At 70.8% G+C, this 25,935-nt stretch carries 26 protein-coding genes; 17 read left to right on the plus strand and 9 right to left on the minus strand.

Annotated features, from left to right (window positions below):
* The first annotated feature begins 486 nt into the window (after positions 1–486).
* Positions 487–1,134, plus strand: coding sequence for a response regulator transcription factor (locus VET29_RS06305; protein WP_324915889.1), 648 nt, complete (start codon positions 487–489; stop codon positions 1,132–1,134).
* Here the strand turns inward: VET29_RS06305 and VET29_RS06310 are convergent.
* The 5 genes from VET29_RS06310 to VET29_RS06330 all read right to left on the minus strand — a co-directional run bounded on the left by VET29_RS06310 (position 1,124) and on the right by VET29_RS06330 (position 6,908).
* The gene (locus VET29_RS06310) at positions 1,124–1,474 is read right to left on the minus strand and encodes a glyoxalase (protein WP_324915814.1); all 351 of its coding nucleotides are present in this window, start codon (positions 1,472–1,474) and stop codon (positions 1,124–1,126) included. The two genes, VET29_RS06305 and VET29_RS06310, sit on opposite strands and share 11 nt — an antisense overlap.
* Positions 1,475–1,554: 80 nt before the next feature.
* A complete protein-coding gene (locus VET29_RS06315) occupies positions 1,555–2,289 on the minus strand; it encodes an STAS domain-containing protein (RefSeq protein WP_324915816.1) in 735 nt (244 codons plus the stop codon).
* Between the two features lie 273 nt (positions 2,290–2,562).
* Positions 2,563–2,802, minus strand: coding sequence for a DUF6289 family protein (locus VET29_RS06320; RefSeq protein ID WP_324915818.1), 240 nt, complete (start codon positions 2,800–2,802; stop codon positions 2,563–2,565).
* Between the two features lie 197 nt (positions 2,803–2,999).
* Positions 3,000–5,486 carry a polynucleotide kinase-phosphatase gene (locus VET29_RS06325; RefSeq protein WP_324915820.1) on the minus strand — a complete coding sequence of 829 codons (2,487 nt, stop codon included), beginning with the start codon at positions 5,484–5,486 and terminating at the stop codon, positions 3,000–3,002.
* A gap of 63 nt (positions 5,487–5,549) precedes the next feature.
* Positions 5,550–6,908 (minus strand): 3' terminal RNA ribose 2'-O-methyltransferase Hen1, encoded by a 1,359-nt coding sequence (locus tag VET29_RS06330; protein WP_324915822.1) that lies wholly within the window; start codon positions 6,906–6,908, stop codon positions 5,550–5,552.
* A 61-nt stretch (positions 6,909–6,969) separates the two neighbouring features.
* On the opposite strand from VET29_RS06330, the gene VET29_RS06335 reads away from it, so the two are divergent.
* Positions 6,970–7,419, plus strand: a complete 450-nt coding sequence (locus tag VET29_RS06335) for a hemerythrin domain-containing protein (protein ID WP_324915824.1) — start codon at positions 6,970–6,972, stop codon at positions 7,417–7,419.
* Positions 7,420–7,499: 80 nt separating this feature from the next.
* Here VET29_RS06335 and VET29_RS06340 read toward each other — a convergent pair whose 3' ends face one another.
* The gene (locus VET29_RS06340; protein ID WP_324915827.1) at positions 7,500–7,952 is read right to left on the minus strand and encodes a MarR family winged helix-turn-helix transcriptional regulator; all 453 of its coding nucleotides are present in this window, start codon (positions 7,950–7,952) and stop codon (positions 7,500–7,502) included.
* Between the two features lie 38 nt (positions 7,953–7,990).
* Here VET29_RS06340 and VET29_RS06345 point away from each other — a divergent pair, with 38 nt between their 5' ends.
* Positions 7,991–9,475, plus strand: a complete 1,485-nt coding sequence (locus VET29_RS06345) for an MFS transporter (protein ID WP_324915829.1) — start codon at positions 7,991–7,993, stop codon at positions 9,473–9,475.
* A 509-nt stretch (positions 9,476–9,984) separates the two neighbouring features.
* On the opposite strand, the gene VET29_RS06350 is transcribed toward VET29_RS06345, so the two are convergent.
* Positions 9,985–10,305 (minus strand): transcriptional regulator, encoded by a 321-nt coding sequence (locus VET29_RS06350; protein WP_324915831.1) that lies wholly within the window; start codon positions 10,303–10,305, stop codon positions 9,985–9,987.
* A 71-nt stretch (positions 10,306–10,376) separates the two neighbouring features.
* Between VET29_RS06350 and VET29_RS06355 the strand changes: the two genes are divergently transcribed.
* Positions 10,377–11,573 carry an MFS transporter gene (locus VET29_RS06355; protein ID WP_324915833.1) on the plus strand — a complete coding sequence of 399 codons (1,197 nt, stop codon included), beginning with the start codon at positions 10,377–10,379 and terminating at the stop codon, positions 11,571–11,573.
* Here the strand turns inward: VET29_RS06355 and VET29_RS06360 are convergent.
* Complete coding sequence (locus tag VET29_RS06360; protein ID WP_324915835.1) at positions 11,499–12,917, minus strand: amidohydrolase; 1,419 nt, start codon at positions 12,915–12,917, stop codon at positions 11,499–11,501. The two genes, VET29_RS06355 and VET29_RS06360, sit on opposite strands and share 75 nt — an antisense overlap.
* A gap of 67 nt (positions 12,918–12,984) precedes the next feature.
* Entirely contained in the window at positions 12,985–13,641 is a 657-nt protein-coding gene (locus VET29_RS06365) for a phosphate signaling complex PhoU family protein (RefSeq protein WP_324915838.1), read from the minus strand.
* Positions 13,642–14,110: 469 nt separating this feature from the next.
* Between VET29_RS06365 and VET29_RS06370 the strand changes: the two genes are divergently transcribed.
* From VET29_RS06370 to VET29_RS06430, 13 genes are all read left to right on the plus strand, one after another.
* Positions 14,111–14,284 (plus strand): hypothetical protein, encoded by a 174-nt coding sequence (locus tag VET29_RS06370; protein ID WP_324915840.1) that lies wholly within the window; start codon positions 14,111–14,113, stop codon positions 14,282–14,284.
* 170 nt (positions 14,285–14,454) lie between these two features.
* Positions 14,455–14,844, plus strand: coding sequence for a DUF6292 family protein (locus VET29_RS06375; protein ID WP_324915842.1), 390 nt, complete (start codon positions 14,455–14,457; stop codon positions 14,842–14,844).
* Between the two features lie 41 nt (positions 14,845–14,885).
* On the plus strand, positions 14,886–15,044 hold the full coding sequence (locus VET29_RS06380) for a hypothetical protein (RefSeq protein WP_324915845.1): 159 nt from the start codon (positions 14,886–14,888) through the stop codon (positions 15,042–15,044).
* A 248-nt stretch (positions 15,045–15,292) separates the two neighbouring features.
* Positions 15,293–15,589: an isoamylase gene (locus VET29_RS06385; RefSeq protein ID WP_324915847.1), complete on the plus strand. Its 297-nt coding sequence runs from the start codon at positions 15,293–15,295 to the stop codon at positions 15,587–15,589.
* A gap of 139 nt (positions 15,590–15,728) precedes the next feature.
* Positions 15,729–16,535 carry a class I SAM-dependent methyltransferase gene (locus tag VET29_RS06390; protein WP_324915849.1) on the plus strand — a complete coding sequence of 269 codons (807 nt, stop codon included), beginning with the start codon at positions 15,729–15,731 and terminating at the stop codon, positions 16,533–16,535.
* A 73-nt stretch (positions 16,536–16,608) separates the two neighbouring features.
* Positions 16,609–18,618, plus strand: coding sequence for a hypothetical protein (locus VET29_RS06395; RefSeq protein WP_324915851.1), 2,010 nt, complete (start codon positions 16,609–16,611; stop codon positions 18,616–18,618).
* 56 nt (positions 18,619–18,674) lie between these two features.
* Positions 18,675–19,685 (plus strand): hypothetical protein, encoded by a 1,011-nt coding sequence (locus VET29_RS06400; RefSeq protein WP_324915854.1) that lies wholly within the window; start codon positions 18,675–18,677, stop codon positions 19,683–19,685.
* 41 nt (positions 19,686–19,726) lie between these two features.
* Positions 19,727–21,175, plus strand: a complete 1,449-nt coding sequence (locus tag VET29_RS06405; protein WP_324915856.1) for a CYTH and CHAD domain-containing protein — start codon at positions 19,727–19,729, stop codon at positions 21,173–21,175.
* Between the two features lie 40 nt (positions 21,176–21,215).
* Entirely contained in the window at positions 21,216–22,064 is an 849-nt protein-coding gene (locus tag VET29_RS06410; RefSeq protein WP_324915858.1) for a transglutaminase domain-containing protein, read from the plus strand.
* Between the two features lie 37 nt (positions 22,065–22,101).
* Positions 22,102–23,478: a glutamate decarboxylase gene (locus VET29_RS06415; RefSeq protein ID WP_324915861.1), complete on the plus strand. Its 1,377-nt coding sequence runs from the start codon at positions 22,102–22,104 to the stop codon at positions 23,476–23,478.
* A gap of 34 nt (positions 23,479–23,512) precedes the next feature.
* The gene (locus tag VET29_RS06420) at positions 23,513–24,097 is read left to right on the plus strand and encodes an RNA polymerase sigma factor (protein ID WP_324915863.1); all 585 of its coding nucleotides are present in this window, start codon (positions 23,513–23,515) and stop codon (positions 24,095–24,097) included.
* Positions 24,094–24,861 (plus strand): hypothetical protein, encoded by a 768-nt coding sequence (locus tag VET29_RS06425; RefSeq protein ID WP_324915867.1) that lies wholly within the window; start codon positions 24,094–24,096, stop codon positions 24,859–24,861. Before VET29_RS06420 ends, VET29_RS06425 begins: the two co-directional genes overlap by 4 nt.
* Before the next feature lie 103 nt (positions 24,862–24,964).
* A complete protein-coding gene (locus tag VET29_RS06430; RefSeq protein WP_324915869.1) occupies positions 24,965–25,915 on the plus strand; it encodes an effector-associated domain 2-containing protein in 951 nt (316 codons plus the stop codon).
* Positions 25,916–25,935: the final 20 nt, after the last annotated feature.

The raw sequence follows: 25,935 nt of genomic DNA on the forward strand, positions 1-25,935 counted from the left end.
CTGCTCCGGCGACAGCTGCGCCGGCATCCGGTCACTCTTGCGTGGACTCACAACATCAGATGTCATCACTCACAGTGCCCATCCCGCCGGACCTTCGGCCCGGCGTGTCGGGCCGAACACACCGATCTTGAAACAGTCCCACCGAGTCCCGCGTTCGGACATAGCGAGTCCCGCGTTCGCGCATAGCGAGTTGCGGTTTCGTGCAGGTCTGGCCTGGATCGTGTGCACGGAACCGCAACTTATGGTTCGGGTCCCGCGTCCGCGCACCGAGTCCCGCGTCCGCACATCGCGAGTCCCGCGTTCAGACATAGCGAGTCCCGCGTTCGCGCATAGCGAGTTGCGGTTTCGTGCAGGTCCGGGCCTGGGTCGTGTGCACGAAACCGCAACTCATGGTGTTTGGACGCGGGACTCGTGGTGTTTGGACGCGGGACTCGCGCGTTGTGGGTGTTGGTGAGTCACTACCATGTTCCGGTGACTCAGCTGCGGGTGCTGCTCGTCGACGACGACCCGCTCGTGCGGACCGGGTTGGCGATGATTCTGGGGAGTGCGCCGGACATCGAGGTCGTCGGGCAGGCGGGGGACGGGGACGAGGCGGTCGGTGCGGTGCGTGCGTTCGCGCCGGACGTCGTGCTCATGGACATCCGCATGCGGCGGATGGACGGGATCGCAGCCACGGCCGCCGTCAACGCGTTGCCCAGTCCGCCGCGGGTGCTCGTGCTGACCACGTACGACCTCGACGAGTACGTGTTCGACGCGCTCGCCGCCGGCGCGGGAGGGTTCCTGCTCAAGGAGGGCGCGCCGCAGGAGATCATCGACGCGGTCCGGGTCGTGGCGAAGGGCGACATGATGCTGTCGCCGGGCACGACCCGGAAACTGGTCGGCCACTTCGTCGCCGCGCGGGCCAACCCGCGCCGGATGAGGGCGCAGGCGTTGCTCGCCGAGCTGTCCGCGCGGGAGCGGGAGGTGGTCACGGCCGTCGCGCAGGGCAAGTCCAACGCCGAGATCGGCACCGACCTGTATCTCAGCGAGGCGACCGTGAAGACCCACATCACCAGGACGTTCGCGAAGCTGGACGTCACCAACCGGGTCCAGCTGACGATCTTCGCCTACGAGGCGGGGATGGTCACTCCCTGACGGGGTCCTGCAGCAGCCCCACGATGTTGCCGTCGACGGTGACGGTCGCGGTGAGGCGGCCGCCGCCGACGTCCCTGGGCTCGGCGGTCACCGTCGCGCCCGCGTCGACCATCGCCTCGATGGACTTCCCGATGTCGGCGACGTGCCAGTACGGCGTCGGGCCGGTGAGGCCCTGCCTGTCGGCGTGCGGGACGAGCCCGAAGCTCTGGCCGCCCACCTGCCAGCCGACGTAGTACGGCTGGTCCTGCTCGGGCTCGGCGCCGATCAGCGCGACGAACGCGGCCTTCGCGGCGGCGAGGTCGGTCGCCGGGTACAGGATGGTCTGGATCCCGTCGGTCATGTGTCTGTCCTTTCCCGCTTGGGTTCGCTCCTATGACCACCGTTCGGCGGGGACCGTGACCAGTGGAGTGGTGACCTGGCTCACAGTTGGAGCGTCGCCCACACGACCTTGCCGCCGGTCGAGGTCGGCGCGCTGCCCCACGCGGTCGCGATCTGGGCGACCAGCAGCAGACCGTGGATGCCGCTGGCCTCACCGCCCGGGTCACGCACGCTCACCTCGCCGGGCACGTCGTCGTAGACCGCGACGCTGAACACCGCGCGGCACAGCCCGAGCCGGACGACCGGGCAGGAACCGGTGTGGATGACCGCGTTGGCCACCAGTTCGCCGACCAACAGCAGTGCGTCGTCGACCAGCGGGTGGAGGTCCCACTCCGCGCAGATCCGGCGGGTGAACTCGCGGGCGAGGCGTGGACTGGACAGCGAGCTGGGCAGCTGGGCGTGGGTGACGCGGCGCGGCGACGGCTCGTCGATGGCCGCCACCGCACCGCCGACGGTCTCGTGGACGGTGAGGAACCGCGCGGTGTCGGTGCGGCCCATCCAGCGCCTGACCGGTCCACCGCCGGTCACCAAGAGCAGGGGCACGCCCGGCCACTGCCTCAGTCGCGTGTGTACCGCCGGGAAAATCGCGAGCGTCGTGTCGGACTCGACGTCCAGTCCCGTGAGGTCGACGACGATCGCGCGCGGGACGTCCGTGCCGACCCTGATCAGGTGGTCACGAAGCTGCCCGTAGCTGGCGATGTCCAGGCGGCCGGTCGGCGTGACGACGATCGCGTCGTCCACCGCGTGGTCCTCGAGTCGCAACACGTCGCTGGTCACGCTCCATGACCTCGTGCGAACGGCGGGCACCGGCCGCCCGGGAGTCATCGATTCGATGCTGTGGGAGGGATACCCGGACCCACGTGCTCAAACTCGGCGATCTTTTCCGGCAGCGACAAAATTCTGTTGTTTGAGGGTGCGTGCGGGTGGGTACCAGCAGACGACCGTGAGGGAGGCACGCACCGTCATGACCGATCCCCACCCGATCTACACCGCGTTGTTGGCCGAACGGGAGGCCGCCGAGGCGGCCGAACCCGAGTTCGTCGAGGAGATTCAGCAGGCCGAGCGATAGTAGTCGAGGTAACCGGTGCGGCTGCCCCACGAGCTGGAGCCGCCGTCGCAGTACTCCAGCTTTCCGCCGACCACGGTCGTGTGTGTGCTGTCGCTGTAGTACGTCGTCACACACTCGAAGCCCAGCGGGCAGGCGGCGGCCTGTGCCGGTGCGGCCGCGAAGGTGACTCCCGCGGTGGCGAGAAACGTCGCGGCGGCGATGCTTACGGACCTGCGTAGCATGTGCCCTCCCAGCCGTAGGTGAATAAATTTCAGAATCCACGACACGGGTGAACCGGGCAATCCGCTGAGCGGGGTAGCGCACCACGGCGAGCGGCTGTGGTCCGTCGTCGGGGTTCGTCGTAAAGGCTCTCCGTCGGGGCTCGTCGTCAGGGTTGTTGTCGGGTTCGTCTGTCGGGGTTTGTCGTCGGGGTTTGTTGTCAGAGGCGGGGATCCACCGGCTCGGACTCCAGCGCCAGCACGGCGAACACGGGTTCGTGCACGCGCCACAGAGGTTCCCGGTCGACGAACCTCGTCAGCGACTCCATGCCCAGCGCGTACTCGCGCAGTGCCAGCGAACGTTTGCGGCCCAGGGTGCGCCGGCGTAATCGCCCGAGGTTCGCCGGCTCGGTGTAGTCCGGTCCGTAGATGATCCGCAGGTACTCCCGGCCACGACACTTGATTCCCGGCTGTACCAGTCGATCCGCCGGTGTCGTGGCCGGCTTGACCACCATGCCCTCGCCGCCCGCCTCGGTCAGCGTGGTCCACCAGTCGACGCCGGCCGCGACGGACGCCGGGTCGGTCACGTCCACCGTGGTCCTTCTCGTGCCGCGCAGTAGTTCCGGGTCCGCCGCCACCAGGCCGTCGAGTACCTTCTCGTGCCACGTTCTCGGGTTCGTCGCGTGGACCTGGTCTTCCGCCGCCAGCAACGTGAACGGCGCCAGGGACACGCCCGCCAGGCCGTCCGTCGGCCAGCAGTACCGTTCGTAGGCCTCGACGTAGTTCCTGGCGTTCGTCAGCCTCGACTGTTGCCGCGCCAGTACTTCCGTCAGGTCCGCGCCGCGTGCCGCGGCCTTCCGTAGTGCGGCCACCGCCGCCGGGAGTGCGGCGGACGCCGCCGCGCCCACCGGGGCGTACTGGCGGCGGAGCAGTTGGCCGGCCTTCGCCGACCACGGCAGTAGCTCCGCGTCCAGGATCAGCCAGTCGCTGTTCAGGGTCGACCACAGGTCGGCCTTCGTCGCGGCGGACCGCAGGCGGGTCAGGAACTCGGCCGGGTCGTCGAAGAACGAGCGGCCGGTTCTCGTGTACACGGCGCCCGCGGCGCCGTCCTGTGCGCCGAACCGAGCGCTGGCCACCTGTTCGTCCCGGCAGAGGACCACCACCGCTCGCGAGCCCATGTGCTTCTCCTCGCACACGACCTGCCCGACGCCGTCCTCCCGGTACGCGGCGAAGGCCTCCGCCGGGTGCTCCAGCATTCCGTCCACAGTGGACGTCGAGCACGGCGCCATGGTCGGCGGCAGGTAGGGCAGCCACTGCGGCGCCATCGCGAAGCGGCTCATCACCTCCAGCGCCCCGGCGGCGTTCTCCTCGCGGATCTTCAGGCGGCCCATGAGCCTGGCGTCGATGTGCCGCGTGCCCAGGACGTCGCCGATGCGCAGCAGGTCCGGCGCCCTGGCCGGGGCGTTCAGCGGCCTGGCCGGCTCGTAGTGCACGGCCTCCGCCTCGACCGACACCAGTTCCCGGGACGGCCAGCGCAGTGCCGTCAGCGTGCCGCCGAAGACACAGCCGGTGTCGAGGCAGATGGTGTTGTTGACCCAGGTCGCCGCCGGCACCGGGGTGTGTCCGTAGACGACGGTCGCGTCGCCGCGGTAGTCGTCGGCCCAGGGGTAGCGGACCGGGAGGCCGTACTCGTCGGTCTCGCCCGTCGTCTCGCCGTACAGGCAGAAGGAACGGACGCGGCCCGACGAGCGCCCCTGGTACTCCTCCTTGAGACCGGCATGCGCGACGACGAGCTTGCCGCCGTCCAGCCGGTAGTGGCTCACGAGGCCGTACATGAACTCCCGTGCGGACTTGCGGAACTCCTCGGGCTCCTCCGACAGCTGCGCGAGCGACTCCGCCAGGCCGTGGGACACCGTGACCTTCCGGCCGTCCAGTGCGCGGACCAGCTTGCTCTCGTGGTTGCCGGCGACGCACAGTGCCGTGCCGGTGGCGACCATGCCCATCACCAGCCGCAGGACACCCGGGGTATTCGGCCCGCGGTCGACCAGGTCGCCGACGAACACCGCCGTGCGGCCGTCGGGATGGTGGGCGCCGTCCGCGGTGACGACGTAGCCGAGGCGGGCCAGCAGGGTCACGAGCTCGCCGTGGCAGCCGTGCACGTCGCCGATGATGTCGAACGGGCCGGTCAGCTCGCGTCTGTCGTTGTAGGCCTTCTCGTACTCGATCTCCACCGGGTCCGCCGTGGACAGGACGTGGACCTTGCGAAAGCCTTCCCTCGCAAGGTGTCCGACCGACCGGCGCAACGCGTCGTGCTGCCGGCGGATCACGTGGTCGGGCAGCCCGCGGTGGCCTGCGGCACGCTCGCGCAGTGTCGCCAACGGCACGTCGAACACGATGGCCACCGGAAGAACGTCGAACTCCCGGGCCAACGCGACGAGCTTCGCCCGGTCCTCGCGCTGGACGTGCGTCGCGTCGACCACGGTCAGCCGGCCGGCCCGCAACCGCCTCCCGGCGACGAAGTGCAACGCCTCGAACGCGTCCGTCGTGGCCGACTGGTCGTTCTCGTCGTCGGCGACCAGGGCCCGGAACGTGTCGGAGGACAGTACCTGCGTAGGCAGGAAGTGCTCACGAGCGAACGTGGACTTGCCGGAGCCGGTCACCCCCACCAGCGCGACAAGACTCAGCTCGGGCACGGCGATCCCACGCATCAGGCCACCTTCCCGCCGGCCGCGGCGTGCCGCGGACGAACGCGTCTCTGCCAGAGCTTCACCTCAGGACGCCTTTCTCGTGAACACGGCCAGCTGTGTCGGCGCGCCCACCTCCGGGTCGACCTCGCCGACCGGCACGTGGCGGACCGTGTAGCCATGGGTCGCGCAGGCGTCGTCCGCCCACGCCGTCATCTCTGCGCGGGTCCATTCGAAACGGTGGTCCGGGTGGCGGACCCGGCCGGCCGGCAACGTCTCCCAACGCACGTTGTACTCCGCGTTCGGCGTCGTCACGAGCACGTGCTTCGGCTTCGCCGCCCCGAGAACCGTCGCCGCCAGTGCTGGTAGCCGCGGTGGGTCGACGTGTTCGATCACCTCGGACAGGACTATCGCGTCGTAGCCGGCGATGCGTGGGTCCGCGTAGGTCACCGAGCCCTGGTGCAGCGTCACCCGCGCACGCTGGCGGTCCGCGAACCTGTCCACCCGCGCGGCTGCCACGCGCAGCGGCCTCGCGGCCACGTCCACGCCCACGATCTCCGTGAACATCGGTTCCGTCACCAGCTCACGCAGCAGGCGGCCCTCGCCGCAGCCCATGTCCACGACCCGGTGCGCACCGAGGTCGCGGAGCTGCGCCACGATCGCCTCGCGGCGCAGCTGTGCCAGTGATGGCAGGCGTTCCTGCTGTGCCTCCTCTTCCTCGTCCTCCGCCGGCCGGTCGTCCAGCTCGGTCAGCCTGGCCATCGCCGCCACGGTGAAGCGGCGTTTGTGGGCCAGGTACCTGGCGGTGATCAGCTCCCGGTCCGGATGCGTGACCAGCCACGTCCTGCCGGCCCGCAACAGCTTGTCGACCTCGTCCGCCGCCACCCAGTAGTGCTTCGCGTCGTCCAGCACCGGCAGCAGCACGTACAGCTGCGTCAGCGCGTCGGCCAGCCGCAGCGTGCCGGTCAGGCGCAGGTCCACGTACGGGCTGTCGCCCCACGCTGGGAACGCCGGGTCCAGTGGGATCGTGGTCGCCTCGACCGTCCAGCCGAGCGGGGCGAACAGGCGTTCCACGTGCGCGCGTGGACAGGCCGGTAAGTGGATCTCCAGTGGGATAGGGGTATCGGCCAGTTCCGGGCGGGCGTCGCAGCGGCCACGCATCGCGGTGCCGTACACCTTGCCGATCGCGACGGACAGCAGCGACGACGCCGCGTACGGGCGGTCGTTGACGTACTGGCCGAGGGTGTCGCCGCCCTTGCGGACCAGGCCGACCGGGTCGACCTCCAGTAACAGCGTCGCGGTCGTGCGCTCCTCGGTGACCTCCGGGTAGAAGACGTGGGCCGTGCCGGTGGACACGTCGAACCGCTGCGCCCGGTCCGGGTGCTTGTGCAGCAGGTACCCGAGATCGGCCGCCGGCCTGTGTGTGGTCGTGATGCTGAGGAGCATGGGCCCGAGTATTCACGAGACGTCCGACAAGGTCCGCCGGTTTTGTGGTCTCATCGGGAGGATGGACGAGCGACTGACCGCATTCGGTAACCAACTGATCGATTCGCACATACGTTTGCGTGAACTGCTGGCCGCGTTGCGCGACGGCACGTATACCGGGATTGATCTTCAGGCGCACTGTCTCGCGTTCTGCTCGGTGCTCGCGCAGCATCACGAGGCCGAGGACGACGGCGGGTTTCCGTTGCTGGGTAAGCATTATCCGGAGCTGCGGCCGGTGCTGGACGAGCTGCGGCGTGATCATCGGCAGGTCGCCGAGGTGCTCGATCGGCTGAAACTTCTGTCCACGATGGATGTCGTGGCGGAGCGGGAGCTGGACACGCTGGCCGCGTTGCTGGAGACGCACCTGGTGTACGAGGAGAAGAAGCTCGTCGCCGCGCTGAACATGTTGCGGGTCGGCGGGGAGGAGGCGAACGCCGTGACGCGTGCGGTGAAGCTCGCGGAACCGGCCTGACGCCGCGGCCGTGTGCACGAAACCGCAACTCGATGTGCACGAACGCGGGACTCGGTATGGGAGAACGCGGGACTCGCGGGTTAGGGGTTGCGGGGCCAGGGGGTGTTTTGTAGGGCTTCTATGCGTTCGTTGAGGGCGCGTAGTAGGTGGTAGAGGTCGGTGCATTTTGTGTCTGGCCAGTCGGTGACCACTGTGGCCAGGCCGGTGCGGTAGTGCTCGCGGTCGGCGGTGAGGCGGGTCGCGCCGGTCGGGGTGATGCGGAGGCGGCGGGCCAGGCCGCCGGCCGGGTCGGGGATGCGTTCCACCAGGTCCTCCCGCAGCATGGCGGCCACCTGGCGGGTCACCGTCGAGATCTCCAGCTGCAGTGCTTCGGCCAGCTCGCGGGCGGTCATCGGGCCGGTCACGTCGATGCGGTTCAGCATCAGGTACGCGGAGCGCTCCAGCAGGCCCCTCATCGCGGTGACCAGTTGGTGGCGGCTGATCAGCGTCAGCTCACGGGACAGCTCCTCGAGGAGGTGTTGTCTACCACGCATCGTCCGGCCCTCCAGCACTGAATGTGTACCGTACACATGTGCGCCCTGCGTTCGTCGTCACCGTGCTGGCGAGTTGCGGTCTCGTCGCCGCGTTCATGCAGACCCTCGTCATCCCACTGATTCCCCGCTTCCCGGACATCCTCCACACCGACGCCGCCGACGCGTCGTGGGTCATCACCGTCACGCTGGTGGCCGCCGCCGTGATCATGCCGGTCAGCGGCCGGCTCGGCGATCTCCACGGCAAGCGTCCCGTGCTGCTCGCCAGCCTGGTCGTGCTGGTCGCCGGGTGCGTGGTGTCCGCGCTCGCCGGCTCGCTGCTGCCCATGGTCGTGGGGCGCGGGCTACAGGGCTGCGCCATGGGCGTGATTCCGCTGGGCATCAGCATCATGCGGGACGTCCTCCCGGCCGAACGCGTCGGCTCGGCCATCGCGATGATGTCCGCCACGCTGGGTGTCGGCGGCGCGATCGGGCTGCCGTTGTCGGCGGTGATCGCGCAGGCGTCGTCCTGGCGGGTGCTGTTCTGGATCTCCGCCGCGCTCGGCGCCGCCTGCCTCGTGTTGCTGTGGGCCGTGGTGCCGGACTCGCGGTTGCGGGCCGAGGGCCGGTTCGACATCCCGGGCGCCGTCGGGCTCGCGATCGGGCTCGTGTCCCTGCTGCTCGCCATCACCAAGGGCGGGGCGTGGGGCTGGGGCTCGCCGACCACGCTCGGCCTGTTCGCGGCTGCCGTGGTCGTGCTCGTGGTGTGGGGTGCCTACCAGCTGCGGGTCCGGTACCCGCTCGTGGACCTGCGGGTCTCGGCGCGGCGGCCGGTGCTGTTCACCAACCTGGCCTCGGTGCTGGTCGGGTTCGCGATGCTGACCGGGTCGCTGGTGCTGCCGCAGCTGCTGCAGGCGCCGGCGCTGACCGGGTACGGGCTCGGGCAGTCGATGGTCGCGGCCGGGCTGTGGATGGCGCCGGGCGGGCTCGTCATGATGGCCCTGTCTCCCGTGTCCGCCGGGCTGACGCGCCGGCGCGGACCGCGGACGTCGCTGTTGACCGGCGGGGTCGTCATCGCGGTCGGCTACGTCGTGTCGACCCTGTTACTGGACAACGCGTTCGAGGTCATGGTGGCCACGGTGATCGTCAGCTCCGGGGTCGGGATCGCCTACGCCGCGATGCCCGCGCTGATCATGGGCGCGGTGCCGCTGCACGAGACGGCCTCCGCGAACGGGCTCAACTCGCTGATGCGGTCGGTCGGCACGTCCATCTCCAGTGCCGTGACGGCGACGCTGCTGGCACACATGACGGTGACGGTCGGGCCGGTGACGCTGCCCTCGCTCGCCGGGTTCCGGGTGGCGTTCCTGATCGCGGCCGGGGCCGCGGTCGCCGGGGTGCTAGTGACCCTGCTGGTGCCACGCGTCCGTGACCGCCTCGACCACGCGACCACGGTGGTGGCTGCGGACGAGCGGAGCGAGCTCGAGGTGGAGGAACGGGATGCCGCGGGCGGCGGCCGCGATGCCCTGGACGTTCGTGCGACCGGCTAGGTGGGCGTGGTGGCGCACCCGGAGGCCTTGGCGTTCGAGGGTCGCGCTCAGGCGCTGATGCAGGTCGGTCGGCCTGCCGGCGCCCGCGGTCAGCACGGCGTCGGTGTCGGGTGCGCTCGCCGTCCGGAAGCCGTGGACCTGGAGCTCCGGGACCGCAAGCGTTTGCGCGAACGCGTGGAAGAGGCAGTCCGGGTCATGGGCGACGTCGGCGTGCCGGCGGCGCACGCCCGCGACCAGGAGCGCGGCGCCGGGGATGGCGTCGAACAGGTCGCGGCCCAGACGCGCGGTGAAGCGGTCGGAGCCGGGGTGGGGAACCTCGACGAGCAGGGTGGGTGTCCCGCGGACGGCGATGGTGCCCCAGCCCGGGTCACCCGTCAGCAGCGTGGCCGAGTACTCGTGCGAGACCCGCAGCGGCACGCCGGTCAGGTCCGGCTCGTGGCCGGCCAGCAGCGCCCGCAGTGCCGCCACCGCACGAGCCTGTTCCTCGGGCGTGGGCCGGCGGTAGTGCATCAGTGGGCGGCGGTGAGGATCGAGTCCAGGAGGCCCGGGTAGAGGGCGTCGAGGTCGTCGCGCCGCACCGTGGAGATCCGCGCCGTGCCCTCCGGGCGAAGGTGGATCACGCCCGCCTCGCGCAGGATGCGCAGGTGGTGGGTCCGCGTCGACTTGGTGACCGGCAGCTCGATCGACCCGCACGGGGCGCCGTCGCAGCCGCGGGCGGCCAGCTCACGCACGAAGAGCAGCCGGATCGGATCGGCAAGCGCGTGCAGCACCGACTCGATCCGGATGTCCGACCGCGTCGGGTGCGGGAGCGATTCCGTCACAACGCCCATAGTACGACACCTATCGTAGTTCGATGAAAGTCGTAGTACGGTGTCTATCGTACATCCAACAGGGGAGAGAAATGTCGCCACGTACCTACCTGCTCGCCCTGGGTGCATTCGCGGTGGGCACCAGCGGATACATCGTCTCGGGGGTGCTGCCGGCGGTCAGCCGGGAGCTGCACGTCTCGATCTCCACGGCCGGCCAGCTCGGCACCGCGTTCGCGATCGCCTACGCCATCGCGTCCCCGCTGCTCGCGGCCGTCACCGGACGGTGGGAGCGGCGGCGCCTGCTGGTCGTCGCGCTGGGCATCAGCACGCTCGGCAACGCGCTCGCCGTGGTCGCGCCGACCTACGAGGTGCTGCTGGCGAGCCGGATCATCGCGGCCCTGGGCGCCGCCGTGTACACCCCCGCCGCCACCGCCGTCGCGACCGTGCTCAACCCGCCCGAACGCCGCGGTCGCGCGGTCGCCATGGTCTTCGGCGGGCTCACGTTCGCCCTGATCGTCGGCGTGCCGGTCGGCAACCTCCTCAGCGAGCCGCTCGGCTACCACGGCGTGTTCGCGCTGGTCGCGGGTGTGTCGCTGCTGGGGCTGGTCGTCGTGCGTGCCGGGGTGCCGACGGTCGAGGCACCACCCGCGGTCGGGTTGCGGGACCGGTTCGCGGTCGCCGCCGACCGGCGGGTACTGCTCCTGCTCGGCGTGACCGTGCTCGGCGTCCTGTCCGCGATGGCGCCGTTCACCTACATCGCGCCGTTCCTGTCCGCGTCGGCGGGCGCACACGGCCTTGCCGTCAGCCTCCTGCTGCTGGGCTACGGGCTCGGCGCGACCATCGGCAACTCGCTCGGCGGCCGGGCGACCGACCGGTTCGGCAGCGCGCTGCCGCTGTTCACCTCGCTGGGTGCCGCGATCGTGCTGCTCGTCACCCTGCCGCTGGTGGCGGTGAACGTGCCGGCCGCCGCCGTGGTCATGTTCGTCTGGGGCATGTTCACCTGGGCGTTCAACCCGCCGATGCAGAACATGCTCATCGGGCTGTCGCCGCGGAACAGCGGGTTGGTGCTGTCGCTGAACGCGTCCGCGATCTACCTCGGGGTCGGGCTTTCCGGACTGTCCGGCGGGGCGGTGGTCAGCCTGGCCGGCGTCACCGCGCTGCCACCGGTCGCCGCCGTCGCGGCGCTGGTCGCGACCGGGCTGCTCGTGCTGGCGCTACGCCCGGAACGTGAGCCGGCCGTCGAGGACGGTCGCGAGGATCGGGAGGTCCCTGAGCTCGCTCGGCGGTAGGCCGGCGATGTCCCGGCCGGCCAGTACCAGGTCGGCCGGGTCGCCGAGCCGGACCGCCGTGCGGCCGCCCGTGCTCGCGGCGACGGCGGTCGCCAGCGACAGGCACTGCTCCGGGTGCCAGCCGGGACGGTCGTCGTCGGTGCGCGTGACGGCGGAGGCGATGCCGTCCCACGGGTCGAGCGGGGCGACCGGCGCGTCGGAGCCGAGCTCCAGCCTGGCGCCGGCCGCGTGCAGTGCGTGGTAGGCGTAGGCCCGGCCGGTCCGGCCGGCCCAGTGGTGGTCGGCGGCGTCGCGGTCGTCCGGCTGGTGCGCGGGCTGGACACTTGCGGTCACGTTCAGTGCGGCGAACCTGGCGATGTCGGCGGGGTCGAGGAGCTGGGCGTGCTCGATCCGGCCACCGACGCCCAGCGCCTCGAACGCGTCCAGCGCGAGGGTGTTGGCCCGGTCGCCGATCGCGTGCAGGGCGAGGCCGATGCCACCCGCGACGGCCCTGCGCAGCACGGGCAGCAGGTCGCCCCCGAGCAGTTCGCCGTGGTAGTCCGTCTCGGGGTAGGGGTCGTGACAGTAGGCGGTGCGGGTGTTGAGCGAGCCGTCCATGAAGACCTTCAGCGGGCCGACGGTGAGCCGCTCGTCGAGCACGTCGCCGGTCCTGAGGCCGCGCTCGATGGTCTCGTCGAGCAGGTACTTCGCGATGACGCACCGGATCCTGGTGGCGGGGGTGGCGCGGCGCCGCCAGTCCCGGACGGTGTCGGTGTACTCGTAGTCGGCGATCGTGGTGACCCCACGGGCGGCGGCGGCCCTCGTGGCGTCGAGGACCCACCGGTCGGTGACGTCCGTGGCCGGCCGGGGGAGTGCCGCGGTGAGGCGCATGCACTCGTCCTCGACGAAGACGCCCGTCGGGTGGTCGAGGTTGACCGAGCGCAGCGCGGCCGAGCTGAGCCAGAGCGTGTGCAGGTCGTTGCTGAAGAGGGCGACGGGCTGGTCCGGGAGTAATCGGTCGAGCAGTGACTTGTGCGGCGTGTCGGGCCAGAGCGCGGGGAAGAAGTTCGCGCCCTGCACGAGAACGACGCGTTCGGCCCGTGCGGCCGCGATCATGTCGGCGGCCTCGGCGGCGGACCGGGCCGCCGCGAGGGAGACGCGCCGGCGGGCGCTGGCCCACTGGAGCAGGTGCGCGTGCGCGTCGACGAGGCCGGGCAGGAGGGTGCCACCGCCGCCGTCGATGACCTCGGCACCGTCGGCCGGCATGCCGACGGGCGCGACGGCCACCACACGGCGCCCGTCGACACGCACGTCGGCACGCCGCCCGGTGAACCCGATCGTCACATCACGCAGAAGCAGGGCCATGCTTCACATACTGCTGGAACACCGCGCCAGGTCGTGGCCCGTTTTCCGTGGCCGTCAAGTCGGACCGTCACGGCCCGAACTGGCGCGGGGTCGTGCCGGTGCTCACGAACTCGATCCGTTTCGCCACCGACACGGCCTGGTCCGCGTAGCGCTCGTAGAAGCGCGCGACCAGGGCGAGGCACGTCGCCATCGGCACCCCGTGCGTCCAGGACCGGCCGGTGATCGTGGCGAGCACCGCCGCGTGCAGGTCGTCCACCTGCTGGTCGGTCTGGTTCAGCTCGGCGTACGAGCCCTCGCGCGGGCTGGCGATGTGCGCCACCAGGCCCTCGGCCATGTCCGCGGTGATCTCGCCGAGCGCCGCGAACGTGTCCCGCAGCTCGTCCGGCACCACCTGGGACGGGTGCACGCGGCGGGTCATGTTCGCGATGTGCTCGGCGAGGTCGCCCATGCGTTCGATCCGGTCCGCGCAGTAGACCGCGGACAGCACGAGCCTCAGGTCGCTCGCCTTCGGGGCCTGAAGCGCGAGCGTCTGCCGCGCCCGTTCCTCGCACTCGTCGCGCAGCAGGTCCAGCTCGGCGTCGGCGGCAAGGACCGCCTCCGCCCCGACGAGGTCGGCGGACAGCAGCGCGTCGGTCGCCTGTCGCATCGCGGCGGCCGCCAGCTTGCACATCCTGCTCAGGAACTCCCGCAGCTCGGCCAGCTCACCGCGAAACGTCTCGCGCATCGCGTACTCCTTCTCCGAACGTGAGGTTCGCTCGCACTGTCCCGCGAACGGCACAGGACTCGAGGCCTGCCAAGTGGTCACCCGGCGCCAGATGGACTTGGCCGCGACCGCGAACCGTGGTCAGACTACCGAAGTCCTTGGTGATGATTACCACGTAACGCGTCGGCCGGCGCGCGAGAAGAACGCGTGGCAATCACGTGGGGCGAAGAACCGGGGCCGATGTTCGCTCGATCGATGACGCAATTAGTCACGGATCGTGGCCAATCGAACGGGACGGACGCCCTGATCCGCTGGACGGGTGGGGGTCGACCGCCAGGCGGGTGAACCGCCATGCGCGAATTTCCGGGGATTCACGCCGCGACGGGGGCTGGGGCAGCGGCGATTCCGGTGTCACAGCGGACATCGAGCCGGCAAATGGGAACGGTTGACACTGGTAACGAGACTGATCGAAAGCACGACACACCGGTTCGTGGAGCCGGAATTCGCCCAGCTCATCGCCCTTCTGACGGCCTGGCGGCTCGAGATCGACTCCGAGCCGTTCGCCCACGAGGACGACTGGGCCACAGTGGACTCTCCGGCCTTCGACGTGGTCTTCGGCCGGCCGAGGCAGGCGCATGTCGATGGCGCGCAGGGTCTGCCCTGAGTAGTCGAGCCGTAACGCGCTGACACGAATGGCCCAGGGTAAGTTCGTCCATCCGGACCCAATTTCACCTGTTCGAAAAAAACCGCCGTCCCCGTACGTGTGTAGGGGTGACGGATTGGGTACCCCGCGGCGGCGCACGTTCGGTGCGTCCGGGGAGGGTGAGGTGGCGGATGGAGTTGGACAGCTGGGGTCAGCCGGCCAGAGGGCTGCGGGAGTACGTCCGGCTCGTGGCGTCGGCGTGTGGCTCGGGTGAGGCGTTCTCGGTCCGGACCGAGCGACCGCTGTCCGGTTACATCCCGCTGGAGGAGCGGGTGGCCGCGTTCCCGGAGCTGGACGTGGCGCTGGTGTGGGACGAGCGGACCGGCTGGCGGTCGGCGCTGGAGCCGGCGAGCGGCAAGGAACTGATCACTCTGTCCTATTTGGACACTTCGCTTTGCCCGACGCCGGCGGAGGTCGCGGAGTTCGCGGCCAACCCCGGCGCGGGAGCCGCGACACCGGTACGGGCCGAGGTGGATGTGCTCGCCCTGCTGTCGGAGTTCGCGGTGGTGCGGTTGAGGTGACCCGGCTGGTTTGGCCGGCCTCGGGGGGCCGGCCAAACCAGTTGCTTTCAGGCATAGTCGCGGCGCAGTCCCGGCAGCGCTCCGTCGTCAGCGGCGTGAACGCGCCGAACTCGCCGTGCTGGTACGGCGCCGCCGGCCGGTTCGCCAAGTCCAGAGTGCGGGACGTGGCGTGCGACAGGAACGTCCACGGCTCGACGTAGGTGTCGTCGCGCCACATGTTCGTCCCGCGGGTCCGCGCCGTCCACCGCCCGGCCGGTGACCGCATGCCGGTCGCGGTCCCGGCCGTAGCGGGGACAGTCCCAAAAGGACGAAGGCAAGCACCAGCGCGAGAGTCTTTCCCATGCCGGCAGAGCCAAACAGTTAACGGCCGCCGAGTCTTCACCCGCAAGTGTCGATATCTGGTTTATTCGAGTGGCGCCAGTGCGAATTTCGTGATCGAATCCCCGCCATGCTCAAGATCGACCGCGATCGCGCGGGCGGCGTTCGCCTCACGTTCGTGCTGGGTTCGAACGAGCCGAGGGGCCGGGTGAGCGTCGTCGGCGACTTCAACGAGTGGTGTCCGGGTGCGCACGAGCTGCGGCCGCGCAGCAACGGCACCCGCTCGGTGGCCGTGACCGTGCCGGACGGGACGCCCGTCCGGTTCCGCTACCTCGGCGAGAACGGGCACTGGTGCAACGAGACCGAGCACCCCGAGGTCCGGCAGGACGGCGTGGACAGCGTGTTCGTCGCGCGAAAGCCACGCTGACGGGGTGTAGGGACCGGGCATACTTTCTTCGTCATTCTCCACCGGCTGATCGGAGGAGACGGGGAAACACCCGCCCGCCGATACACGGGCCGAGAACAAACGGCGTACACGGAACTCGTCAGGCAATACGGTGTCACGTGTGAACCCCGACGAGTCCGTCCGTGCCCTCGCCGACCACTACTCCCGCGCCGCGTCCGCCTACGAGCGGATCTGGGCCGCCGTGCTGCATCCCGTGGGCCGGCAGCTGCTGGACCGGCTGCCGCTGGCCGGCGCCCGCCGCGTCCTCGACGTCGGCACCGGGGTCGGCACGCTGCTGCCCACGCTGCGGGAACGGGCGCCGGACGCGACGGTCGTCGGGGCGGACCGGGCCGCCGGCATGATCGGCCGGGCGCCGGCGGCGTTCCCGCGGGTGATCGCCGACGCGGCGCGGCTGCCGTTCGCCACCGGCTCCGTCGACGTCGCCGTGCTCGCGTTCATGCTCTTCCACCTGCCCGATCCGATGACGGGGCTCGGCGAGGTGCGCCGTGTCCTCGCGGCGGGCGGCGCGATCGGCGTCGCGACCTGGGCCGAGGAGTACCCCGTGCGGGCCCTCGACGTCTGGCACGACGAGCTGGACCGGCACGGCGCGCCACCCGACACCCCGCTGATCGGCAACCACGGGCGGCTCGACACCCCGGACAAGGTGGCCGCCGTCCTGGCGGACGCCGGGTTCTCCGCCGTGCGGGCCTGGCCGGTGTCCTTCGAGTACGGGCCGTCGGTGGAGCAGTTCGTCGACCATCACGTGACGCTCGGCCACACGTCCCGCCGGCTCGCCGGGATGGCGGCGCAGGCCCGCACGGAGTTCGTGACCGCCGTTCGCGCGCGGCTGGCCACGCTCGCGCCGGAGGACTTCGTCGACCGGCGCGGCATCGTCGCCTGCGTCGCCTGCGTCGCGAGGGACGACTGAGCCGACAGGTGTCTCCGCTTGGCGGATTGACGGAGGGTGGTTGTTACGCGACGGTAGCCTGCGGAGGTCACCGATGCGTACACGCCGCCTGCTGGGATCCCTTGCCGCCGTGCTCACCGTCGCCGCCCTGAGCGTGCCGGTCGCCGAGGCCGCGCCACCGGACGTCGACGCCATGAACGGCGCGTGCGTCGCGCTCCAGGCCAACGGGAAGTTCGTGGTGCGCAACGCACTCGGCGGCTACCAGGCCACCGGTGCCGGCGCCTCCCAACCGTTCCGCCTCCAGCGCACCGGAACCGCGAGCTACCTGTTCTTCGGCACCGGCAGCGACTTCCTCGGCCAGGGGCTCGGCACCCTCGGCGTCCTGTCGGCCCGCGCCGCGAGCGCGAACACCAACTGGCGGCTGACGAACGACGGCGACGCGGTCGTCATCACCGCCGTCACCGCGAACCGCCGGCTCGCCGTTGACCCGATCCTGCGCACGCTCGCCCTCCGCGCCACGGGCACCCGGTTCACGGTCGTCCCGGCGCAGGGTTGCGCGACCGCGCCGGAGGCGGACGTCGACATCACCGGCGAGCCCTTCACGGGCACCGTGGACGGCGAGGTCCGCGGCCTCGCCGACCTGCACAACCACCTGACCGCGTACGAGTTCATCGGCGGCGACATCCACTGCGGCGAGCCGTGGAGCCCGTACGGCATCACCGCCGCGCTCGTCGACTGCCCGGACCACGAGCCGGCCGGCCTCGGCGCGTGGTGGGAGAACCTCACGAGCGGCGCCTACCCGACGTTCACCCACGACACGACCGGCTGGCCGACGTTCAGGGACTGGCCCAAGCACGACTCGTGGACACACGAGCAGACCTACTACCGCTGGGTCGAGCGTGCCTGGCGCGGCGGCCTGCGCGTCTACACCAACCTGTTCGTCAACAACGCCGCGCTGTGCGAGATCTACCCGATCAAGCACAACGCGTGCGACGACATGTCGTCGATCCGCCTGCAGGCACAGCGGATCCGCGAGCTGCAGGACTTCGTCGACGACCAGTACGGCGGGCCGGGCAGGGGCTGGTTCCGGATCGTGACCGACCCGGTCCAGGCCAGGTCGGTGATCGAGCAGGGCAAGCTCGCGGTGGTGCTCGGCGCCGAGGTGTCCCAGCCCTTCGGCTGCGGGATCCGCAACGGCGTGCCGCTGTGCGACCGGGCGGACATCGACGCGGGCCTCGACGAGCTGTACGACCTCGGCGTGCGGCGGATGTTCCTGTGCCACAAGTTCGACAACGCGCTGTGCGGCGTGCGGTTCGACAGCGGCACCGCCGGCACGGTCGTCAACGCGGCGAACTTCTACTCCACCGGCCGGTTCTGGCAGGTCGAGCCGTGCCCGACCGCCGCGCACGACAACACGATCTCGTTCGAGAGCGACCTGCTCGCCGGTCCGCTCCAGGCGTTGCTGCCACCGGGTGTCACCCTGCCGGTCTACCCGAGCGCGCCGCACTGCAACGTCAACGGGCTGACCGACCTCGGCGCCTACGCGCTGCGCGGCATCATGGCCCGCGGCATGATCGTCGACGTCGACCACATGGGTGTGAAGTCGACCGACCAGGCGCTGGACCTGTTGGAGGCCAACCACTATCCGGGCGTGGTGTCCGGCCACTCGTGGCTGGACCCGAGCTACTACTCGCGGATCTACTCGCTGGGCGGCATGGCGGTGCCGTACGGGTTCGGCACCGAGCAGTTCTACGACGCGTGGAAGTCGATGAGGTCGATGGCCGACCCGCGCTACGAGTTCGGCTTCGGGGTCGGCTTCGACACCAACGGCTTCGGCGCCCAGCCACCGCCGCGCGGCGGCGACGCGGTGCAATACCCGTTCCGCACGTTCGACGGTGGATCCGTTGTGGACAGGCAGACGACGGGGCAGCGCGTCTACGACGTCAACGTCGACGGCTTCGCGCACTACGGCATGGTGCCGGACTGGCTGGAGGACCTGCGGATCGTCGCGGGCGCCGACGGCCAGGCCATCATGGCCGACATGAGCCGCGGCGCGGAGGTCTACCTGCAGCTGTGGCAAAGGACAGTCCACTGGACAATCTAAGGACAGTGTGCGGGAACGGGGCGTTGTAACCGATTCGGTCACTTACTGTGCTGCTTGTGTCGGACGACGTATTCCTGGGCATGGAACTGGCGGTCGCCCGTGCAGCGCAGCAGCTGCACCGGGTGTCGGCCTCCGGGCCGTCGCCGTTGCGGGACGTGTCCTATCCCGGCGCGGCCGCCGTGCTGTGGCGGTGGGTGCACGCGACGCAGGACGCGGCCGTCTGGACGTTCGTCCGCGCGTACACCGGACCCGTTGACCACGCGCGGGTGCGGTCCAGCCTGACGATGGACGACTTCTACACGCTCATGACGTTCGCGCGGCGCTGCGTGCTCGCGGCGCTGCGCAACGAGGATCCCGGCGCCGCCGAGGCCGCGTTCGACGCGCTGTCGGCCATCGACGTCGAGCGGGTGGACTGGCGCGACGTCATGGTCGCCGCGTCGCTCGCCTCCTATGCCGCGCGGCGGGTCGGTCTCGGCGCGGACGAGGTACTGGCGGGTGCGGTGCGCCGGGCCGAGCCGCAGGTCGCCGAGATCCTCGAGCGGGCGGTGACCCAGGACGTCGACCTGGCCGGCGACTGGGGCTACCGCGAGGTGCGGACCGCCGACGGTCCCGTGCTCATCGAGAGCGACGGCGAGCTCGCGGCCGAGGAGCTCCTGCCCGTCCTGCTGGCGGCCGCCGAGGCGGTCGAGGACGACGGGATGTACGAGGTCACCAACGCCGGCGTGGCCGACGAGCTGCCGGCGGCCTGGCTCGACGACACCCCGGAGATCGCCGGTGCCCGGGCGCGGCTGCGTGGCTGCGTCGAGGTGCACGCCGAGCCGCCGCAGGTCCGGTTCCGGGACTTCCTCCTCGTGTTCCTGGCCGAGGCGGAGCGGGAGCGGGACGCCGAGGTCATCGCCGAGGCGGCGGTCCAGGCGGTCGGCCCGGGCACCGCCCGGCTCGGCATCGCGGTCGGCCGGCGGTGCGCGGTAGTCATCGCGAGCTCGGGCGTGGCCGGCGAGCCGTGCGTGGAGAGCCCGGCGACGCTGGCCCGCTTCGACCCCCGGATACGCGGGTTGCTGTCGTGATCCGACGTGTCTACCCGGCCGCCGCCGGGTAGACAGGACATATGGCTGTCGCGAGTGAGCTGGAAACCGAGCTGAAGTACGAGGCGGGTGCCGAGCCGCCGTCGCTCGGGGACCTGCCCGGGGTGTCCGGGGTGGAGGGTCCCGAGTCGGTGCGGCTGTCGGCGGTCTACTTCGACACGGCCGACGGCCGCCTGGCCCGGCACGGCGCGACGTTGCGCAGACGCACGGGTGGCGCCGACGAGGGCTGGCATCTCAAGGTCCCCGTCGGCGGCGACACCCGGATCGAGCTGCGGCTCCCGCTCGACGACGGGCCCGCGACCAACGCGCCGCCCGACGAGCTGGCCGAGCTGACGTTCGGCATGGCCCGAGGCGCCGAGATCCGCCCGATCGCACTGCTCAGGACAAAACGGCGGACCTGGCGGTTGACCGGCCCCGGCGGGAAGCTCGTGGCCGAGGTCGCCGAGGACCGGGTGACCGCGCGCCGCCTCGACGGGACGGGCACCGACGACCGGTGGCAGGAGCTGGAGGTCGAGCTGGCCGACCCCGCCGCCGGCCCCGCGCTGGACCAGGCGCTGCGGAAGGCCGGGTTGCGCCGGTCCAGGCACACCTCGAAGCTCGCGCGGTTCATGCCCGTGCCGCCGGCGCCGGCGCCGGCCGGAGACACGGCGGGGGACGCGTTGCTGGTGTACCTGCGGGCCCAGTACGACGAGATCGTGCGGCAGGACCTGCGGGTGCGGCGGGACGAGCCGGACTCGGTGCACCAGATGCGGGTGGCGGCACGGCGGTTGCGGAGCGCGCTGCGGGCCTACCGGCGGTTGCTGCCCGGCACCTCGCGGTTGCGGGACGACCTGCGGTGGCTGGGGCGCCAGCTGGCGGAGTCGCGTGACCTGGAGGTACAGCAGGAGCACCTCCGGTCGGTGATCGCCGGGCTGCCCGACGACCTGGTGGTCGGCCCGGTGGCCGCGCGGCTGACCCGTCATTACGGCCCCATGCGGCAGGCCGCTTCGCAGACCGCGCTGAAGGCGTTGCGGGACAAGCGTTACCGGCGGCTGCTCGACTCGGTCGACCGGCTGCTGGCCGAGCCGCCGCTGACCTCCCGGGCATCGCGCCCGGCCGCTGCCGAGCTGCCGGCCCACGTGGGACGGGCGTACCGGCGCGCGAAGCGGCGCGTGGCGGCGGAGACCATGCACGAGGCGCGGAAGGCGATCAAGGGCTACCGGTACGCGCTGGAGGTGGCCGAGCCCGCGGTCGGGAAGCGGGCCAGGAAGGCACGGAACGCCGCGAAGGACCTGACGAAGGTGCTCGGGGCGCACCAGGACGGCGTGGTGGCGCGGCCGGTGCTGCGCGAGCTGGGCATGCTGGCCCACCTGGCCGGCGAGAACGGGTTCACGTTCGGCCTGCTGCACGAGCGGGAGCGGGGACGCTGCGTGGAGGCGGAGCGGGTGTACCCGGCGTACTGGAAGCGGGTGCGGAGGTCGCGCCTGAAGTAGTGACCGCCGACTGTCGGTGGCCCGTGGCAGGGTGCCACGCATGACGGACTTCTTCGCGACACCGGGCCCGATGACGGGCGATCCGGCCGGCGAGCTCGCCGGCCGGCCGGCGAACGTGGCCGGCCTGGCCGCCGTCGGCCACGGGCTGATGATCCACGAGCACCTGGCCGGCGCGTACGGCGTGTCGTACGACGAGACGGACCGGGAGACCGTGCACCTGCGGCAGGTCCCGCGATTACTGGAGCGGATCCGCGCGGTCTCGCCGGCGCCGCTGACCACGCCCCGGCCGCCGGAGCAGCGGGTGGCGGGGAACTGCCGGCAGTTCACGGTGCTGATGGTGGCGGCACTGCGTGCTGCCGGCGTGCCCGCGCGGGCCAGGTGCGGTTTCGGCGGCTACTTCGTGCCGGGGTTCTACGAGGACCACTGGGTGTGCGAGTACTGGACGGGCGAGCGGTGGCGCCTCGTCGACCCGCAGATCGACGAGAAGCAGCTGGGGATGTTCCCGATCGACTTCGACGTGACGGACGTGCCGCGCGACGCGTTCCTGGTCGGCGGCGACGCGTGGCAGCGGTACCGGCGAGGGGAGCTACCCGGTGACGTGTTCGGCCTGTCGTTCGCCGGAGAGTCCGGGGCCTGGTGGACAGCCGGCAACCTGATGCGTGACGCGGCGGCCCTCCAGAAGATCGAGCTGCTCCCGTGGGACGTCTGGGGCGTCATGCCGGGCCCCGCCGACCCGCTCGACGAGGCCCTGTTCGACAGGTTGGCGGAGGCCACGCTGGACCCGTCGCTGACCGGCCTGGCCGAGCTGATGGAGGATCCGGGGCTGCGCGTCCCGGCTGCCGTACGCAACGTCGTCCTCGACCGGGAGGAGGCGGTGCTGACGAGCTGAGGGGCGCGTGGCCGCCGCCGGGCCTACCGTGTGGGACATGACCTTGGCGAACACCGGTGGGAACCGGGACTCCAGTCGGGACCTCGTGGCCGTCAACCCCGTCTTCGTCGCGGAGCCCGTCGAGGTGCCGCGGAACTCGATGCCCGCCGGCGGGTTGGCGGCGGACGTCGCGTACCAGATCGTGCACGACGAGCTCATGCTCGACGGGAACGCGCGCCTCAACATGGCCACGTTCGTCACGACGTGGATGGAGCCGACGGCCGAGCGCCTCATGGCCGAGTGCTTCGACAAGAACATGATCGACAAGGACGAGTACCCGCGCACCGCCGCACTCGAGGAGCGGTGCGTGCGGATGCTCGCCGAGCTGTGGCACGCCCCCGACGCGTCGGCCGCCATCGGCTGTTCCACGACCGGTTCCAGCGAGGCGTGCATGCTCGCCGGCCTCGCCATGAAGCGACGCTGGCAGCACCGGGGCGGCCAGGGCAGGCCGAACATCGTCATGGGCGCGAACGTCCAGATCTGCTGGGAGAAGTTCGCGAACTACTGGGAGGTCGAGGCCCGCGTCGTCCCGATGGACGGCGACCGCTTCCACCTGACCGCCGAGGAGGCCGTCAAGTACTGCGACGAGAACACGATCGGCGTCGTCGCGGTTCTGGGTTCGACGTTCGACGGCAGCTACGAGCCGGTCGCGGAGATCTGCGCCGCGCTCGACGAGCACCACCCGCACGTCCCGGTCCACGTCGACGGGGCGTCCGGTGCCATGATCGCGCCCTTCTGCGATCCGGAACTGGAGTGGGACTTCCGCCTGGCACGGGTCTGCTCGATCAACACCTCCGGCCACAAGTACGGCCTGGTCTACCCGGGCGTGGGCTGGGTCGTGTGGCGCGACAAGGAGTCGCTGCCCGACGACCTGGTGTTCCACGTGAACTACCTCGGCGGCGACATGCCGACGTTCGCGCTGAACTTCTCCCGGCCCGGCGCGCAGGTGGTGGCCCAGTACTTCACGTTCCTGCGCCTGGGCTTCGACGGCTACCGCCGCGTCCAGCAGTACTGCCGCGACGTGGCGACGAGCCTGTCCCAACGCGTCGCGGACCTCGGCCCGTTCCACATCCTGACCAGGGGCGACCAGCTCCCCGTCTTCGCGTTCACGGTCAACGACGACGTCACCGGGTACTCGGTGTTCGACGTCTCCGCCCACCTCCGCGAGGCCGGCTGGCTGGTCCCCGCCTACAGCTTCCCCGAGAACCGCACCGACCTGTCGGTCCTGCGCCTGGTCGTCCGCAACGGCATGACCCACGACCTGGCCGACCTCTTCATGGCCGACCTCGAACGCGTGATCTCGAACCTCGAGAGGCAGGAGAAACCGCTGCGCGGCAAGGAGTCCAGCTCCTTCTCCCACGGCGCCGGCAAGTAGGCAACACTTCGGGCCGTGCCGGGCACTACGTGACATGACGACCGAAACGGACCGAGAGCTGTGGGCCCGGGCGACGTCCGGTGACACGGATGCCTTCGGGCGGCTGTTCGACCGGCACGCGCGGGCCGTGTACAACCACTGCTTCCGGCTCGCCGGCCGGTGGACGGCCGCCGAGGACCTCACACAGGCCACCTTCCTCCTGGCGTGGCGCAAGAGGACCCGGGTGAAGCTGGTCAGGGACTCCGCGCTGCCCTGGCTCCTGGCGGTGGCCACCAACGCCGCCCGGGCGGAACGCCGCACCACGGCACGACGCCTCCGCCTGGCCGCGAAGGCGCCCGTCGCGCCCCCGTCGCCCGACCACGCCGACGACGTGGCCGGCCGGGTGGACGACGAGCGCCGGATGGCCGAGGTGCTCGCCGCGGTCAGGGAGCTGCCGCGTGGCCAGCAGGAGGCGCTCGCCCTGTGCGTGTGGTCGGGCGTGTCCTACGCGGAGGCGGCCGCGGTGCTGGGCATCGCGGAGGTCAGCGTCCGGGCGCGGGTCAGCAAGGCCAGGACCCGCCTGAGGGGGCTGCTGGGCACGCAGGTCGTCGCGCTCGCAACCACGGAGGAGACCCGATGAACACCACCCTGCCCCCGTCCCGCGACCTGCCATCGGCCCGGCACGCCGAGATCCGCGCGGCCGTGCTCGTCGCGGCAGCCCCCCGCCCGTCCCGCCGCTGGGTCGCCCCCCTCGTCACGGCGGCCGTGGCACTGGCGGTCATCAGCATGGTGGCGTGGTTCGCGCCGTGGAACCCCGGCACCCCGGCCGCGCAACCGCCCCGGCCGACCAGCGGGCCGACCACGAGCGCCGCACCGTCAGTTGACGGGATCGCGGCCGAGGACGTGCCGGCCATCGAGAAGGGCTGCGGACAGGTCACGTTCCCGAGGGTGACGTTCACCCTGCTGGCCGTCCTCACCGACGAGGCGGGGCGGCTCGCGTTGCTGCGGGGCGAGGCCGAGAACGGTGTGACGTACCTGATCGAATGCATTCTCGACTTCACTCCTGCCATGCCCTACAACGGGTCCGGCGGCACGCTGGACGGGTTCGTGTCCCCGTTGAGCGTGGACCTCGATGGGGCCAGCGCCGGTGGCGACGCCCCGGGGGGCAAGGCGGAGTACGCGGGCAAGCTCGGCACCGAGGTCCTCGCGGGCCGAGTGTCACCTGACGTAGTGAAGGTCACCGTTACGAGGGACGCCCAGACGAGAGAAGCGAAGCTGGCCGGCGGGCTCTACGTCGCGCGGCTCGTCCATCCGGCCGACTGGGTGATTCCGGAGCAGCTGCGACCGCCGATCGTCAGGGCATACGACAAAAACGGGACAGTTTTGGCGGAGATCGGCGTCTAGCAGCCGTTCTCGGCAAACGGGGCGCTCTGACATGCAATTGTCGGGCGTCCCGTTCTTGTGCCGGCAGTAGACGCGGCTGCATCCTGATCCCGGGGTGAGTCTAGTGGACGTTCATCGCACTATTTGCACGGTTGACATCGCGGGGTACGGCAGCATGAACCGGACCCGGCCGAACCTGGGGGTGCTGCGTGCGGGGATGTACGACTCCGTGACGGGCGCGTTCGCCGAGGCCGGCATACCGTGGGAGGACTGCTTCCGGCAGGACGGCGGGGACTCGATTCTGGTGCTGGTCGACAGCTTGGTGCCGAAGGGGGCATTTGCCGGCGAGCTGCTGAGGGCGCTGCTGGCCGCGTTGTGCGCGCACAACGAAAAACATGACCCCGAGGAGCAGATCAGGCTTCGCATGGCATTGCACGCGGGGGAGGTCTCCTACGATGATCACGGGGTGAACGGCCCGGCGATCATCCACGCGAGCCGCCTGCGCGACGCCCCGGCGCTGAAGCAGGCGCAGGCCGAGTCGTCCGGCGCGCTGGCCGTCATCGCCTCGGAATGGTTCTACGAGGACGTGATCAGGCACAACCCGGCCTACGAGCCGACGGCGTACCGGCAGGTTCCAGTCCAGGTCAAGGAGACGAACACCGTCGGCTGGATCCGCCTGCCCGGCCAGGAACCCCAGGCGGAGGACCACTTGGCGCGAAAGGCCGATCCGCTGGCCAAACCGGACGAGCCGGAGTTCGTCGAGCCGGAGCAGCCGGTATTCGTCGTGTTGCCACTGCGCCCCGGCACCCAGCGGTTCTTCGAGGTGATCGACGCGTTGGAGCAAATCGCCTGCATGCGCGGCGAGCACACGCGTGCGGAGGTGGTCGAGGCGCTCTCCTTCTCGGGCAATATCAGGTACCACCCGAGCCGGCGCGCCCACATCATGAGCATTCTGCGCAGCTGCACCGACTTCGAGGACGGGGTGCTACAGCTCGCAAAGGTGATCGTCGACTACGAGTCGAACGGCTCGGATCCTCTGAAACGTTTGTTGTCGCTCCTGGCCAGCAGGCTGTAACGATGAAGCGGATTCGAGCG

This window comes from Actinophytocola sp., assembly GCF_035634895.1.
Taxonomy (GTDB): domain Bacteria; phylum Actinomycetota; class Actinomycetes; order Mycobacteriales; family Pseudonocardiaceae; genus Actinophytocola.

Coding starts and splice junctions, on each gene's coding strand:
- VET29_RS06350 (WP_324915831.1), bottom strand. CDS start 10,305: ATGGGCGTTGTGACGGAATCGCTCCCGCACCCGACGCGGTCGGACATC.
- VET29_RS06415 (WP_324915861.1), top strand. CDS start 22,102: ATGACCTTGGCGAACACCGGTGGGAACCGGGACTCCAGTCGGGACCTC.
- VET29_RS06420 (WP_324915863.1), top strand. CDS start 23,513: ATGACGACCGAAACGGACCGAGAGCTGTGGGCCCGGGCGACGTCCGGT.
- VET29_RS06340 (WP_324915827.1), bottom strand. CDS start 7,952: ATGCGTGGTAGACAACACCTCCTCGAGGAGCTGTCCCGTGAGCTGACG.
- VET29_RS06360 (WP_324915835.1), bottom strand. CDS start 12,917: ATGGCCCTGCTTCTGCGTGATGTGACGATCGGGTTCACCGGGCGGCGT.
- VET29_RS06355 (WP_324915833.1), top strand. CDS start 10,377: ATGTCGCCACGTACCTACCTGCTCGCCCTGGGTGCATTCGCGGTGGGC.
- VET29_RS06325 (WP_324915820.1), bottom strand. CDS start 5,486: ATGCGTGGGATCGCCGTGCCCGAGCTGAGTCTTGTCGCGCTGGTGGGG.
- VET29_RS06425 (WP_324915867.1), top strand. CDS start 24,094: ATGAACACCACCCTGCCCCCGTCCCGCGACCTGCCATCGGCCCGGCAC.
- VET29_RS06335 (WP_324915824.1), top strand. CDS start 6,970: ATGGACGAGCGACTGACCGCATTCGGTAACCAACTGATCGATTCGCAC.
- VET29_RS06385 (WP_324915847.1), top strand. CDS start 15,293: ATGCTCAAGATCGACCGCGATCGCGCGGGCGGCGTTCGCCTCACGTTC.
- VET29_RS06410 (WP_324915858.1), top strand. CDS start 21,216: ATGACGGACTTCTTCGCGACACCGGGCCCGATGACGGGCGATCCGGCC.
- VET29_RS06310 (WP_324915814.1), bottom strand. CDS start 1,474: ATGACCGACGGGATCCAGACCATCCTGTACCCGGCGACCGACCTCGCC.
- VET29_RS06330 (WP_324915822.1), bottom strand. CDS start 6,908: ATGCTCCTCAGCATCACGACCACACACAGGCCGGCGGCCGATCTCGGG.
- VET29_RS06365 (WP_324915838.1), bottom strand. CDS start 13,641: ATGCGCGAGACGTTTCGCGGTGAGCTGGCCGAGCTGCGGGAGTTCCTG.
- VET29_RS06375 (WP_324915842.1), top strand. CDS start 14,455: ATGGAGTTGGACAGCTGGGGTCAGCCGGCCAGAGGGCTGCGGGAGTAC.
- VET29_RS06405 (WP_324915856.1), top strand. CDS start 19,727: ATGGCTGTCGCGAGTGAGCTGGAAACCGAGCTGAAGTACGAGGCGGGT.
- VET29_RS06320 (WP_324915818.1), bottom strand. CDS start 2,802: ATGCTACGCAGGTCCGTAAGCATCGCCGCCGCGACGTTTCTCGCCACC.
- VET29_RS06395 (WP_324915851.1), top strand. CDS start 16,609: ATGCGTACACGCCGCCTGCTGGGATCCCTTGCCGCCGTGCTCACCGTC.